The organism is Streptomyces galbus (genome assembly GCF_005280195.1).
Lineage (GTDB): Bacteria > Actinomycetota > Actinomycetes > Streptomycetales > Streptomycetaceae > Streptomyces > Streptomyces galbus.
The window spans coordinates 458,917-472,648 of the sequence record NZ_SZPR01000010.1; the positions used below are offsets into that span (position 1 = coordinate 458,917).

A 13,732-nucleotide genomic window follows, 5' to 3' on the forward strand; every position below is an offset into this window, starting at 1 on the left:
GGCACCATGGAGGGGGACGCACCCTGAGGAGGGTGTTCTGAGGAGGGTGTCGCGATGCCCGGTTCGACGGACGGTTCCACGCGGACGATGGGGGTGCTCACCGTCGGCGGTCTCGTCGTGGTGACGGCCTACACGGTCGCGCTCGGCAGCAACGGCTGGCTGTGGTTCGGCTGGGTCGTGCTGGGGCTGATCACCCTCGCGCTCATCGTGATGCGCGGCACCTGAGGGGGCGGTGCCCCGGGCTCACTGCGGGGTGAGCCGGGCCCCCGGGTGCACACCGGGCTGGTACTTCGGCAGCCGCGCGGTGACCTTCATGCCGGCGCCGGGCGCCGTCTCGATGACGAGGCCGTGGTCGTCGCCGTAGACCTGGCGGAGCCGGTCGTCGACGTTGGACAGGCCGATGCCGCCGGAGGGGCTGACGCCGCCGGCCAGGATGCGGCGCAGCAGCTCGGGGTCCATGCCGGCGCCGTCGTCCTCGATGACCACCAGGGCCTCCGCGCCGGCGTCCTGCGCGGTGATGCGGATGTGGCACTTGGCGGCCTTGCCCTCCAGGCCGTGCTTCACCGCGTTCTCCACCAGTGGCTGCAGGCACAGGAAGGGCAGCGTGACCGGCAGCACCTCGGGGGCGATCTGGAGGGTCACCGCCAGCCGGTCGCCGAAGCGGGCCCGCACCAGCGCGAGGTACTGGTCGATGGCGTGCAGTTCGTCGGCGAGGGTGGTGAAGTCGCCGTGCCGGCGGAACGAGTAGCGGGTGAAGTCGGCGAACTCCAGCAGCAGCTCGCGGGCGCGCTCGGGGTCGGTGCGCACGAAACTGGCGATCACGGCGAGCGAGTTGAAGATGAAGTGCGGGGAGATCTGCGCGCGCAGGGCCTTGATCTCCGCCTCGATCAGCCGGGTGCGGGAGTCGTCGAGGTCGGCCAGTTCCAGCTGCACGGACACCCACCGGGCCACCTCGGCGGCGGCCCGCACCAGGACGGCGGACTCGCGGGGGGCGCAGGCCACCAGGGCGCCGCGGACGCGGTCGTCGACGGTGAGCGGGGCGACGACCGCCCAGCGGACCGGGCAGTCGGGTGAGCCGCAGCTCAGCGGGAACGCCTCGCCGCGGCCGGTCTCCAGGGGGCCGGCCAGCCGTTCCGCGACCTCGGCGCGGTGGTGGGCGCCGACCCCGTCCCAGGCGAGGACGTCCTTCTCGTCCGCGAGGCACAGCGCGTCGGTGCCGAGCAGCGAGCGCAGTCTGCGCGCGGACCGGCGGGCCGTCTCCTCGGTGAGGCCGGCGCGCAGCGGGGGCGCGGCCAGGGAGGCGGTGTGCAGGGTCTGGAAGGTGGCGTGCTCGACCGGCGTGCCGAGTCCGCCGAGGCTCCGTGGCCGGGCGGTGCGGCGGCCCAGCCAGAACCCGGCGGCGAGCAGCGGCAGGATCGCCACGAGCAGCCCGGCGAGGAACCCGCTCATGCCTTCACCTCCGTCGTGCCGAGGGACTCGGGGAGGTGGAAGCGGGCCAGGATCGCCGCGGTGCCCGGCGGGACGCGGCTCGCGGTCGCCAGCGACACCAGGACCATGGTGAGGAAGCCGAGCGGCACCGACCACAGGGCGGGCCAGGCGAGCAGGGCGTGCAGGCTCCCGGTGACCGGCAGGCCGGCCATGGTCGCGGCCACGGCGACGAACGCCGAGCCGCCGCCCACGAGCATCCCGGCGGCGGCGCCGGGCGGGGTGAGCCGCCGCCACCAGATGCCGAGGACCAGCAGCGGGCAGAACGAGGACGCCGACACGGCGAAGGCGAGCCCGACGGCGTCCGCGACGGGCAGCCCGCCGACCACGAGGCCGGCCGCGAGCGGCACGGCCATGGCGAGCCCGGTGCCCAGCCGGAAGTGCCGTACGCCCCGGGAGGGCAGGACGTCCTGGGTGAGCACGCCGGCCACGGCCATGGTGAGGCCGGAGGCGGTGGACAGGAACGCCGCGAAGGCGCCGCCCGCGACCAGCGCGCCCAGCAGGTCGCCGCCCGCGCCGCCGATCATCCGGTCGGGCAGCAGCAGGACGGCCGCGTCGGCGTCGCCGGTGAGGGCCAGCTCGGGGGCGTACAGGCGGCCGAGGGCGCCGTAGAGGGGCGGGAGGAGGTAGAAGCAGCCGATGAGGGCGAGCACGGCGACCGTGGTGCGGCGGGCGGCGACGCCGTGCGGGCTGGTGTAGAAGCGGACGACGACGTGCGGCAGGCCCATGGTGCCGAGGAAGGTGGCGAGGATCAGGCCGTAGGTGGCGTACAGCGGGCGTTCCGCGCGGCCGGCCGCCAGGGAGGCGGACATGGTGCCGTCGGCGCTGCGGTCGGCGGCGGGGACGGCGGCGCCGCGGGCGAAGGTGAGCCGGGTGCCCCGCTCGATGCGGTGGGTGCCGGCGGGCAGCCGCAGCGCGGTGGCGTCGTGGCGGCGGCCGTCGACGGTGCCGGTGACGGTCACCGCCAGGGGTGCCCGCAGGGTGAGGTCGACGGTGTCGTCGACGCGGACGGCCCGCTGCTCGCGGAAGGCGGCGGGTTCCCCGAAGGCGTGCCGGGGTGCCCCGTCGCCCTGCCAGGCGAGGACGAGGAAGAGGGCGGGCACCAGCAGGGCGGTGAGCTTCAGCCAGTACTGGAAGGCCTGGACGAAGGTGATGCTGCGCATGCCGCCCGCCGCCACGGTCGCGGTGACCACGACCGCGACGATCACCCCGCCGAGCGAGTCGGGGGCGCCGGTGAGGACGGTCAGGGTCAGTCCGGCGCCCTGGAGCTGGGGCAGCAGGTAGAGCCAGCCGACGCCGACGACGAAGGCGCCCGCGAGCCGGCGCACCGGCCGGGAGGCGAGCCGGGCCTCGGCGAAGTCGGGCAGGGTGTAGGCGCCGGAGCGGCGCAGCGGGGCGGCGACGAACAGCAGCAGCACCAGGTAGCCGGCGGTGTAGCCGACCGGGTACCAGAGCATGTCGGGGCCCTGGACCAGGACGAGCCCGGCGATGCCGAGGAAGGACGCGGCGGAGAGGTACTCGCCGCTGATGGCGGCGGCGTTGAGGCGGGGCCCGACGGTGCGCGAGGCGACGTAGAAGTCGGAGGTGGTGCGGGAGACGCGCAGCCCGAAGGCGCCCACGAGGACGGTCGCGACGACGACGAGGGCGACGGCGGGGACGGCGTAGCCGGAGTTCACGGTGGCGGTGGCCTCGTCTCAGCGGTCCTCGACCAGGCGCACGAAGTCCCGTTCGTTGCGTTCGGCGCGGCGGACGTACCAGCGGGCGAGCAGGACCAGCGGCGCGTACAGGCCGAAGCCGAGCAGGGCCCACTGCAGGCGGCGGGCGTCCGGGAGCGCGGCGAAGAGCAGGGGCAGCGGGCCGACGAGCAGCACGAGGACGGCGAAGGCGGCCAGGGCGGCGCGCAGTTGGCTGCGCATCAGGGAGCGCACGTAGGTGTGGCCGAGGGTGGTCTGCTCGTCGATCTCGGTGCGCGGCCGGTACTGGCCCGGGGCGTACCCGGGGCGGCCGCGGGAGCCCGTGCGGGTGCGGCGGGGCGGGCCGGTGACGACGACCCGCCGCTCGGCGGGGTCCTGGGGCACCGTCAGGTCCTCCTCATCAGCAGGTCCCGCAGTTCACGGGCGTGGCGCCGGCTGACCTGGAGCTCCTCGCCGCCGACCAGGACGCTGACGGTGCCGGCGTCGAGGCGGAGTTCGCCGATGTGGCGCAGGGCGACGAGGTGGCGGCGGTGGATGCGGACGAAGCCGCGGGCGCGCCAGCGTTCCTCCAGGGTGGACAGGGGGATGCGGACGAGGTGGCTGCCCCGGCCGGTGTGCAGGCGGGCGTAGTCGCCCTGGGCCTCGACGTGGGTGATGTCGTCGACGGCGACGAAGCGGGTGACGCCGCCGAGTTCGACCGGGAGCTGGTCGGGGTCCGGCTCGTGCACGGGGATGCGGGGCGCGGGCGTGCCGCGCAGGGCGGCGGCGCGGCGCACGGCCTCGGCCAGGCGCTCCTTGCGGACGGGCTTGAGGACGTAGTCGACGGCCTTGAGGTCGAAGGCCTGGACGGCGAAGTCTTCGTGGGCGGTGACGAACACGACGAGCGGCGGCCGGGCGAAGCCGGTGAGCAGGCGGGCCAGGTCGAGGCCGTCGAGGCCGGGCATCTGGATGTCGAGGAACACCACGTCGAGGGCGTCCGGTCCGTCGGGCCCGCTCTCCAGGGCGCGGTTGATGCGGCGCAGCGCCTCGGTGGCGTCGCCCGCGCCCTCGACGGCGCCTATTCGGGGGTCCGCGGTGAGCAGGTACAGCAGTTCCTCCAGCGAGGGCCGTTCGTCGTCGACGGCGAGGGCGCGCAACATGAAGGTGGAGTGTAGGAGCAATCCGCACGGCTGGACACGGGCCCGGCGCGCAGGTCCGCGCGGGGTGCGGTGCCGCTTACAGTGCCTCCATGAACAGCGGCCCCGCGTCCTTCGACGAGCTCGACCGGAAGATCCTCACGGCGCTGATGGCGAACGCCCGGACGAGTTTCGCCGAGATCGGCACGGCGATCGGGCTGTCGTCGACGGCGGTGAAGCGGCGCGTGGACCGGCTGCGCGAGGCGGGTGTGATCACGGGGTACACGGCCACGGTCAAGCCGTCGGCGCTGGGCTGGCGCACCGAGGCGTACGTCGAGGTGTACTGCGAGGGCGCGGCGCCGCCCCGGCGGCTGGCGGAGGTGGTGCGCCACCATCCGGAGATCACCGCGGCCATGACGGTGACCGGCGGCGCGGACGCGCTGCTGCACGTGCGGGCGCGGGACGTGGAGCACTTCGAGGAGGTGCTGGAGCGCATCCGCGCCGAGCCGTTCATCCGCAAGACGATCAGTGTGATGGTGCTGTCCCACCTGCTGCCGGACAGTCCGGAGGCGGGGGCCATCCACGCCGCACCGGACGTGCGTTGAGCGGCCCCACAACGCAGCATCGTTGCGCCGACGCGCAGCTTTCGTTCCTTGTCGAGCGGTTCGGTCCCTTCCTACCGTGGTGTCAACCCACCGTAGACACCGCAGGACATGCGGAGGAGCAGCGGAGGAACCCCTCTGTGTCCGACACCCGTGTGCCGCGCCGCCGGCGCTTTCTCGTCTGCGAACCCAGACATTTCGCCGTGCGGTACTCCATCAACCCCTGGATGCATCCCGACACCCCCGTCGACGTCGACCTGGCTCAGGAGCAGTGGCACGGGCTGATCAGCGCCTACCGTGCCCACGGCCACGACGTGGACACCGTGGAGCCCGTGCCGGGCCTGCCCGACATGGTCTTCGCCGCGAACTCGGCGGTCGTCGTCGACGGCCGCGTCCTCGGCTCCCTCTTCCACGCGCCCGAGCGGCGCCCCGAGTCCCGGCACTACGAGACGTGGTTCACGTCGGCCGGCTACCCCGTCCACCGTCCGCGCAGCGTGTGCGAGGGCGAGGGCGACCTGGTGTGGACGGGCCGCTTCATCCTGGCCGGCACCGGGTTCCGCACCACCCGGGACGCGCACCGCGAGGCCCAGGAGGTCCTGGGGCACCCGGTGATCGGGCTGACCCTGGTGGACCCGTACTTCTACCACCTGGACACGGCGCTGTTCGTCCTCGACGACGACAACGTCGCTTACTACCCGGAGGCGTTCTCCCCGGGCAGCCGGGAGGTGCTGGCGCGGCTGTACCCGGACGCGGTGCTCGCCACCCGGGAGGACGCGCTCGCGTTCGGCCTGAACTCCGTGTCCGACGGCCGCCACGTCTTCATCGCGCCGCGGGCCGAGGCGCTCGCCGCCCGTGTCGCCGAGCACGGCTACGTCCCCGTCCCCGTCGACCTGTCGGAGCTGCACAAGGCCGGCGGGGGCATCAAGTGCTGCACCCAGGAGATCCGCTGATGACCGCACCCGCGCACACGCGCACCTCCGACGAGCTGATCCGCGCCGAGGAGCCGGTCCTCGCGCACAACTACCATCCGCTGCCGGTGGTCGTCGCCCGTGCCGAGGGGGCCTGGGTGGAGGACGTCGAGGGGCGCCGCTACCTCGACATGCTGGCCGGGTACTCGGCGCTCAACTTCGGCCACCGCCACCCGGCGCTGATCGAGGCCGCCCACCGCCAGCTCGACCTGCTCACGCTGACCTCGCGGGCCTTCCACAACGACCGGCTCGCCGGGTTCGCGGAGCGGCTGGTGGCGCTGACCGGGCAGGACATGGTGCTGCCGATGAACACCGGCGCGGAGGCGGTGGAGAGCGGCATCAAGCTGGCCCGCAAGTGGGCCTACGACGTCAAGGGCGTCCCCGCGGACCGGGCGACGATCGTGGTGGCCGCGGACAACTTCCACGGCCGCACGACGACGATCGTCAGCTTCTCCACGGACGAGACGGCCCGCGCGGGCTTCGGCCCGTTCACCCCGGGCTTCCGGATCGTGCCGTACAACGACCTGGCCGCGCTGGAGGCCGCGGTCGACGGGACGACGGCGGCGGTGCTGATCGAGCCCATCCAGGGCGAGGCGGGCGTGAACATCCCGGACGACGGCTACCTCGCGGGCGTGCGGGAGCTGACCCGCCGCGCCGGCTGCCTGTTCGTCGCGGACGAGATCCAGTCGGGGCTCGGCCGCACCGGACACACCCTGGCCGTGGAGCACGAGGGCGTCGTCCCGGACGTGGTGCTGCTGGGCAAGGCGCTCGGCGGCGGGATCGTGCCGGTGTCGGCGGTGGTGGGCCGCCGGGAGGTGCTGGGCGTGCTGCACCCGGGCGAGCACGGGTCGACGTTCGGCGGCAACCCGCTGGCGGCGGCCGTCGGCACGGCGGTGGTGGAACTGCTGGAGACGGGCGAGTTCCAGCGCCGCGCCGCGGAGCTGGGCGAGGTCCTGCGGGACGGCCTGGCCGCGCTGGTCGGCCGGGGCGTCGTCGGCTTCCGCTCGCGCGGGCTGTGGGCGGGCGTGGACGTCGACCCGGCGCTCGGCACCGGGCGGGAGGTCAGCGAGCGGCTGATGCGGGAGGGCGTCCTGGTCAAGGACACCCACGGCTCGACGATCCGCCTGGCTCCGCCGCTGACGATCACGGCGGAGGAGCTGGCCTCGGCGCTGGCCTCGCTGGAGAAGGTGCTGGCGGCGGGCGTCTGACCGCGGCCGGCCGGGTGCGGGGGGTGCCGCCGGGCGGCGCCCCCCGCACCGTGCCGTCACCGCCCCGGGTAGCCGACCGTCCTGCGTGCGTGCAGGGTGAAGGGGGAGCACCGAGGTGGTGGACCACGCTCAGCGACAGAAAGGCCGGTCGTGGGCGCTGACGAGAACCCTGACGCCGCCCGCCGCTGGACCGGCGTGGCCGACGCCGCGCCCGTGCTGCTCGACGCGGACGGCGTGATCACGGGCTGGACCGGGAACGCGCGGCGGCTGCTGGCGTACCCCGCCGCGGAGGTCGTCGGCACACGGCTGGCGCGGCTGCTGGGCGAGGAGGACGCGGCCCGGCTGCCCGGGCTGCTGGCCCGCTGCCGCGACGACGGCGGCTGGGCGGGGCTGCTGACCGCCCGGCGCCGCGACGGCCTGCCGGTGAAGCTGATGGTGCGCGTCAGCGCCGCGGCCGACGGGCAGGGGCCCTCGCGCTGGCTGCTGCTGATGCACGACGCGGACCGGGCGCCCGCGGCGCCCGGCTGGGACCTGGACCGCGGGGTGCTGGAGCAGATGGTCGCCGGCTCCCCCATCGGCATCGCGATCGTCGACACGGACCTGCGGTTCGTGTGGTCCAACGCGGCGCTGGCCCGGTTCGGCGGCGGGGCCCCGGCCAGCCGGCTCGGGATGCGCCTCGCGGACGTCCAGCCGGGGGTGAGCGCGGAGCCGATCGAGGCGATCATGCGCCGGGTGCTGGCGACCGGCGAGCCCGTCCTCGGCTACGAGCACGTGGGGCGCATCCGGTCCGCGCCGCACCGCGAGACGGCCCACATGATGTCCTTCAACCGGCTCGACGACGACCACGGCCGGCCGATGGGCGTGTACTACACGGTGATCGACGTGACCGACCGGCACCGGGCGCGGCAGCGGCTGGCGCTCCTCGACCGGGCCGGGCAGCGCATCGGGAGCAGTCTGGACCCGGTGCGCACGGGCCAGGAGCTGGCCGACGCGGCGGTGCCGGACTTCGCCGACCTGGTCGCGGTGGACCTGCTGGAGTCGGTGCTGCGGGGCGCGGAGCCCGCCCCCGATCCGCGGGGCGGCGCGCGGGCCGGGCCGCTGCGGCGGGTCGGGCACCGGTCGGTGGACGAGGGCGTCCCCGGGGCCGTCGCCGGCGTCGGCGACCCCGCCGGGTACCTGCCCGGGTCGCCGCCGCTGCGGGCGCTCGCCACGGGGCGCCCCTGGCGCGAGACCCGGCTCGACCCGTCGGCCGGGGAGTGGGCGTCCCGTGCCGTCCCTGGGCCGGACGTCGGCGGCGGGGCGGCCCCCCTCCGGCCGGATGCCGCCGACGGGCCGGCCCCCCTCCCGGACCCGGACCCGGGCCCGCACAGCGTGCTCGTGGTGCCGCTGCGCGCCCGGGGCGTGACGCTCGGGGTGACGACGTTCTTCCGGTGGCACCGGCAGGAGCCGTTCGACGCGGACGACCTCAGCCTGGCCGAGGACCTGGTCTCCCGGGCGGCGGTGTGCGTGGACAACGCCCGCCGCTACACCCGGGAGCGCGACGCGGCCCTGGTGCTCCAGCGCAGCCTGCTCCCCCGCCGGCTGCCCGAGCAGGACGCCGTCGAGGTGGCCGCCTGCTACCGCCCGGCCGACGAGCTGACCGGGCTGGGCGGCGACTGGTACGACCTGATCCCGCTGTCGGGGGCGCGGGTGGCGCTCGTGGTGGGCGAAGTGCCCGGGTACGGCATCGACGCGGCGGCGGCCATGGGACGGCTGCGCACGGCGGTGCGCACGCTGGCCGCGCTGGACCTGCCGCCCGACGAGGTCCTCGCCCACCTGGACGACCTGGTGGCACGCGCGGACGGCGAGGAGGGCGCGGCCGCGGACCCGCCCGCCGGGCAGGACGCGCAGCAGGTGGGCTCGGGGTGCCTGTACGTGGTGTACGACCCGGTCGACGGGCACTGCGCCATGGCGGCCGCCGGGCACCCGGCCCCGGCGGTGGTGCTGCCCGACGGGGACGTCCGCTTCGTCGACCTGCCGCAGGGCCCGGCGCTGGGCACCGGCGGGCCGCCCTTCGAGGCGGTCGAGCTGTGCCTGCCCGACGGCAGCACCCTCGCGCTGCACACGGACGGGCTGCTGGCGCGGGGCGGGCAGGGCGCGCCGGACGCGGACCGGGACCGGCTGCGCCGCGCCCTGGAGCGGCAGGCCGCCTCGCTGGAACTGCGCTGCCGGGCGCTGATCGACGCGCTGGTGCCGGACCGGCCGCACGACGACGTGGCGCTGCTCATGGCCCGTACCCGGCGCCTGGGCGCGGAGCGGGTCGCCGAGTGGGAGGTGCCGGCGGACCCCGCGGCGGTGGCCGACGCCCGCCGCGCGGCGAGCCGCCGGCTGGCGGAGTGGGGGCTGGAGGAGCTGGCGTTCACCACGGAGCTGGTGGTGAGCGAGCTGGTCACCAACGCCATCCGGCACGCGGACGGGCCGATCCGGGTACGGCTGCTGCGGGGGCGGACCCTGGTGTGCGAGGTGTACGACGGCGGGGCGACCGCGCCCCACCTGCGGCACCCGCGCACCACGGACGAGGGCGGCCGCGGGCTGCTGCTGGTGTCGCGGTTCACCCGGCGCTGGGGCACCCGGTTCACCCCCGAGGGGAAGATCATCTGGGCCGAGCAGCCGCTGGACGGCGGCGCGGGCGGCGACGACGGCGAGGGCCGCGGATGAGGGCCCCCGGCCGGGCGGCGGGCGGCTCCGCCGGGAGCGTCCGGCGACGGGCGGCCGACGATGAGAAGATGTCGCGAACCGGGCAGGATGGGGCGTGGTCATGGACGGCACGGTGATCGACTACGCGGCGGTGTTCCAGGCCCTGCCCGGCATGGTGGCCCTGCTCACCCCCGACCTGGTGATCGCCGACGCCAACGCCGAGTTCCTGCGGGGCGCCGGCCGCCCCCGCGAGCAGGTGGTCGGCCGCCGCCTGTTCGACGTGTTCCCGGAGAACCCGCACGACCCGGGCGCGACCGGCATGCGCAACCTGGAGGCCTCGCTGCGGCGGGCCCTGACCACCGGCGAGCGCGACGCGATGGCCCTCCAGCGCTACGACGTGGAGAACCCGGAGCAGCCCGGCGAGTGGGAGGAGCGCTACTGGAGCCCGGTCAACACCCCGGTGTTCGGCCCCGACGGCTCGGTGGTGCTGCTGGTGCACCGCGTCGAGGAGGTCACCGAGCTGATCCGCGCCCGGGGCCGGCGCGGCAACTCCCGGGTCGGCAGCCGCGCCCGCGTCCTGGAGGCCGAGCTGTACACCCGGGCCCGCGAGCTGCAGCAGCTCAACGAACGGCTCCGCCAGGCGCACGCCCGCGAGCGCGAGGTCGCCCTCGCCCTGCAGGAGGCCATGCTGCCCGCCCGGCCCCAGGTCAAGTACCGCCAGGTGGCCGTGCGGTACCGCCCGGCGGTCGGCGCGCTCAACGTGTGCGGCGACTGGTACGACCTGGTCGACCTGGTCGGCGGCAACCGCATCGGCGTCTCCGTCGGCGACGTCGTCGGCCACGGCCTGGAGGCGGCCGGGGTGATGGGGCAGCTCCGCAGCGCGCTCAGCGCCGCCTCCCGGGTGGCCGGCGGCCCGGCCCAGGCGCTGGACGTGCTCGGGCGCTACGCCCACGTCGTGGACGGCGCCGAGTCGGCCACCGCGGTCACCACGTTCATCGACTTCGACGACCGCAGGATCACCTACTCCAGCGCGGGCCACCCCCCGCCCGTGCTGGTCCACCGCGACGGCCGCGTGGAGTTCCTCGACCGCGCCACCGACCCGCCGCTGGACGCGCGTCCCGAGCCGACGCCGAGGCCCCAGGCGGGCACCCGCTACGGCGCGGGCGCCACGCTCGCGCTGTACACCGACGGGCTGGTGGAGCGGCGGCACGAGGACATCGACACCGGTCTGACCCGGCTCGCCGGCTCCCTGGCCCGCCACCGCGACGAGGACCCCGAGTTCCTGGCCGACGCCGTGCTGCTGGAGCTGCTGCCGCCCGGCGGCGCGACGGACGACACGGCCCTGGTGATCGTCCGGCTGTGACGGCCCGTCACCCGCCGGACGGACGGTGCGCGCGACGGTTCCGGCCGCACCCCGCCGCGCCTACACTGACAGCCCCACGGCCCACCGGCTGACCTGCTGGAACACGGGGGGTCACACGGGGGGCCGGACCGGTCCGGCGGACGGAGGAGCACCCCGTTGTTCTACTACCTGCTGAAATACGTGGTGTTGGGACCGCTGCTGAGGCTGCTGTTCCGGCCGCGCATCGAGGGTCTGGAGCACGTGCCGGAGTCGGGGGCGGCCATCGTGGCCGGCAACCACCTGTCGTTCTCCGACCACTTCCTCATGCCGGCGGTGCTCAAGCGGCGCATCACCTTCCTCGCCAAGGCGGAGTACTTCACCGGTCCCGGCATCAAGGGGCGGCTCACCGCGGCCTTCTTCCGCAGCGCCGGGCAGATCCCGGTGGACCGCTCGGGCAAGGAGGCAGGGCAGGCCGCCATCCGGGAGGGCCTCGGGGTCCTCGGCAAGGGCGAGTTGCTCGGCATCTACCCGGAGGGCACCCGCTCGCACGACGGCCGCCTGTACAAGGGCAAGGTGGGCGTGGCGGTGATGGCGCTGCGGGCGGGCGTCCCGGTCGTGCCGTGCGCGATGATCGGCACGTTCGAGGCGCAGCCGCCGGGCCGGGTCGTGCCCCGCCTGCGTCCCGTCGCCATCCGCTTCGGCGAGCCGCTGGACTTCTCCCGCTACGCCGGGATGGAGAACGAGAAGGCGGTCCTGCGCGCCGTCACCGACGAGATCATGTACGCGATCCTGTCGCTGTCCGGGCAGGAGTACGTCGACCGGTACGCGGCCGACGTCAAGGCGGAACAGGCGGCCGCCGACGCGGCGCGGGAGCGCAGGTTCCGCAGGCTCCCGCTGCGTTGACGGCGGCGGGGCCGTGGCCCCGGGCGCACGGGAAGGGGCGGTCGGATGGCTTTCCGACCGCCCCTTCGCCTGTCCCCCGGGCGCTACCGCCTGCTTACGGCTTCGGCGTGGCGTGCGGGGCGCAGGTCACGTCCGCGCTGTCCACCGTGCCGCCCAGCAGGTAGGCGTCGACCTTCGGGTTGATGCACGGGTTCACCAGGCTGGTGACGCCGTGGGAGCCCGCGTCCTTCTCGGTGATCAGGCGGGAGCCCTTGAACCGCTTGTGCAGCTCGACGGCACCTTCGTACGGGGTGGCCGCGTCCCGCTCCGACTGCACGATCAGCACGGGCGGCAGGCCCTTGTGCGTCTTGACGTCCACCGGCGTCTGCTGCTTGACCGGCCAGTAGGCGCACGGGAGGTTCATCCAGGCGTTGGCCCAGGTGAGGAACGGGTAGTCCTTGTGCAGCCGGGTGTTGTCCCGGTTCCAGGTGCGCCAGTCGGTGGGCCACTTGGCGTCCACGCACTCGACGGCCGTGTAGACGGCGTTGCTGTTCTCCGAGGCGATGTTGCCGGCCGTGTCCGTCAGGTCCGGGGCGGCGGCGTCGACCAGCGCCTGGGTGTCCCCGGCGAAGTACTTGCTGAAGACGGTCGCCACCGGGATCCACGACGAGTCGTAGTACGGGGCGCCCTGGAAGAAGGAGATCAGCTCGGCCGGGCCGACGACCCCGCCGATCGGGCTCTTCTTCGCGTCGGCCCGCAGCTTCAGCCACTTGGCCTGGACGGCGTCCCGGGTGGTGCCCAGGTGGAACGTGGCGTCGTTGGCGGCGACCCAGTCCTGCCAGTCCTTCCAGCGGCCCTCGAACGCGATGTCCTGGCCGAGGTTGGCCTGGTACCAGATGTTCTCGCGCGCGGGGTTGACCACGCTGTCCACGACCATGCGGCGCACGTGGCCCGGGAACAGGGTGCCGTAGACCGCACCGATGTAGGTGCCGTAGGAGACGCCCAGGTAGTTGAGCTTCTTCTCGCCGAGCGCGGCGCGGATGACGTCGAGGTCGCGCACCGTGTTCGTCGTGGTCATGTACGGCAGCATCTCGGCGCTGCGCTCGTAGCAGCCGTCGGCGTACTCGCGGGCCAGCTTGATCTGGGCGAGCTTGTCCGCCTCGGAGTCGGGCACCGGGTCGGCCTTGGGCGCCTTGACGAACTCCTGCGGGTCCACGCACGAGATGGGCGCGGAGTGGCCGACGCCGCGCGGGTCGAAGCCCACGAAGTCGTAGGCCTTGGCCACGTTGGCCCACACGGGGGCCTTGGTGGTGACGCGGCGCGGGAAACGCAGGCCGGAGCCTCCGGGGCCGCCCGGGTTGTAGACGAGGGCGCCCTGGCGCTCCGCCTTGCTCCCGGTGTTGCCGATGCGGTCGACGGCGAGCTTGATCTGCTTGCCGTTGGGCCGGGCGTAGTCGAGCGGCACGCTGACGTAGCCGCACTGGATGGGCTTCTCGATGCCCCAGTCCGCCGGGCAGTCCTGCCAAGCGATGCCCGCCTTGGCGGCGCGCTCGGCGGCGATCGCGGCGCCGCGCTGCTCACGGTCCTGCCCGCTGCCGCTGGTCGCGCCCGCGGAGGGCGCCGCCACGGCACCGGCGATCAGGGTCGCAGCGACCAGCGCACCGGCCGAACCGAGCACCGTCGTCCGCCTGTTCGGTCGTATCTCCCTCAAGTGAGGCTCTCCCCCTACCTAGAGTCGACAGATAGGGGGGATCCTTGCT

12 protein-coding genes are annotated in these 13,732 nt (G+C 74.7%); 7 read left to right on the forward strand and 5 right to left on the reverse strand.

What is annotated here, in order from left to right; genetic code table 11:
* Positions 1-54 precede the first annotated feature (54 nt).
* The gene (locus tag E4U92_RS10375; RefSeq protein ID WP_137300011.1) at positions 55-225 is read left to right on the forward strand and encodes a hypothetical protein; all 171 of its coding nucleotides are present in this window, start codon (positions 55-57) and stop codon (positions 223-225) included.
* A gap of 18 nt (positions 226-243) precedes the next feature.
* Here the strand turns inward: E4U92_RS10375 and E4U92_RS10380 are convergent, their stop codons facing one another.
* Genes E4U92_RS10380 through E4U92_RS10395 form a run of 4 tightly spaced genes read right to left on the reverse strand, consistent with a single transcriptional unit; the run spans position 244 to position 4,318 of the window.
* Positions 244-1,449, reverse strand: a complete 1,206-nt coding sequence (locus E4U92_RS10380; RefSeq protein ID WP_137300012.1) for a sensor histidine kinase — start codon at positions 1,447-1,449, stop codon at positions 244-246.
* Positions 1,446-3,161 (reverse strand): sodium/solute symporter, encoded by a 1,716-nt coding sequence (locus tag E4U92_RS10385; protein WP_137300013.1) that lies wholly within the window; start codon positions 3,159-3,161, stop codon positions 1,446-1,448. Before E4U92_RS10385 ends, E4U92_RS10380 begins: the two co-directional genes overlap by 4 nt.
* 18 nt (positions 3,162-3,179) lie before the next feature.
* Positions 3,180-3,563, reverse strand: a complete 384-nt coding sequence (locus E4U92_RS10390; protein WP_137300014.1) for a hypothetical protein — start codon at positions 3,561-3,563, stop codon at positions 3,180-3,182.
* A 2-nt stretch (positions 3,564-3,565) separates the two neighbouring features.
* Positions 3,566-4,318 carry a LytR/AlgR family response regulator transcription factor gene (locus E4U92_RS10395; RefSeq protein ID WP_137300015.1) on the reverse strand — a complete coding sequence of 251 codons (753 nt, stop codon included), beginning with the start codon at positions 4,316-4,318 and terminating at the stop codon, positions 3,566-3,568.
* A gap of 89 nt (positions 4,319-4,407) precedes the next feature.
* Here E4U92_RS10395 and E4U92_RS10400 point away from each other — a divergent pair, with 89 nt between their 5' ends.
* The 6 genes from E4U92_RS10400 (at position 4,408) to E4U92_RS10425 (ending at position 11,993) form a co-directional block, all read left to right on the forward strand.
* Positions 4,408-4,899: an Lrp/AsnC family transcriptional regulator gene (locus tag E4U92_RS10400; RefSeq protein WP_137300016.1), complete on the forward strand. Its 492-nt coding sequence runs from the start codon at positions 4,408-4,410 to the stop codon at positions 4,897-4,899.
* A gap of 137 nt (positions 4,900-5,036) precedes the next feature.
* The gene (gene ddaH, locus E4U92_RS10405; RefSeq protein WP_137300017.1) at positions 5,037-5,846 is read left to right on the forward strand and encodes a dimethylargininase; all 810 of its coding nucleotides are present in this window, start codon (positions 5,037-5,039) and stop codon (positions 5,844-5,846) included.
* Positions 5,846-7,072 carry an ornithine--oxo-acid transaminase gene (gene rocD / locus E4U92_RS10410; protein WP_137300018.1) on the forward strand — a complete coding sequence of 409 codons (1,227 nt, stop codon included), beginning with the start codon at positions 5,846-5,848 and terminating at the stop codon, positions 7,070-7,072. Before ddaH ends, rocD begins: the two co-directional genes overlap by 1 nt.
* Positions 7,073-7,222: 150 nt before the next feature.
* Positions 7,223-9,769 carry a SpoIIE family protein phosphatase gene (locus E4U92_RS10415; protein WP_137300019.1) on the forward strand — a complete coding sequence of 849 codons (2,547 nt, stop codon included), beginning with the start codon at positions 7,223-7,225 and terminating at the stop codon, positions 9,767-9,769.
* A 100-nt stretch (positions 9,770-9,869) separates the two neighbouring features.
* Positions 9,870-11,111: a PP2C family protein-serine/threonine phosphatase gene (locus E4U92_RS10420; protein ID WP_137300020.1), complete on the forward strand. Its 1,242-nt coding sequence runs from the start codon at positions 9,870-9,872 to the stop codon at positions 11,109-11,111.
* A gap of 156 nt (positions 11,112-11,267) precedes the next feature.
* The gene (locus E4U92_RS10425) at positions 11,268-11,993 is read left to right on the forward strand and encodes a lysophospholipid acyltransferase family protein (RefSeq protein WP_137300021.1); all 726 of its coding nucleotides are present in this window, start codon (positions 11,268-11,270) and stop codon (positions 11,991-11,993) included.
* 94 nt (positions 11,994-12,087) lie between these two features.
* On the opposite strand, the gene E4U92_RS10430 is transcribed toward E4U92_RS10425, so the two are convergent.
* Positions 12,088-13,683 carry an alpha/beta hydrolase gene (locus E4U92_RS10430; protein ID WP_137300022.1) on the reverse strand — a complete coding sequence of 532 codons (1,596 nt, stop codon included), beginning with the start codon at positions 13,681-13,683 and terminating at the stop codon, positions 12,088-12,090.
* Positions 13,684-13,732: the final 49 nt, after the last annotated feature.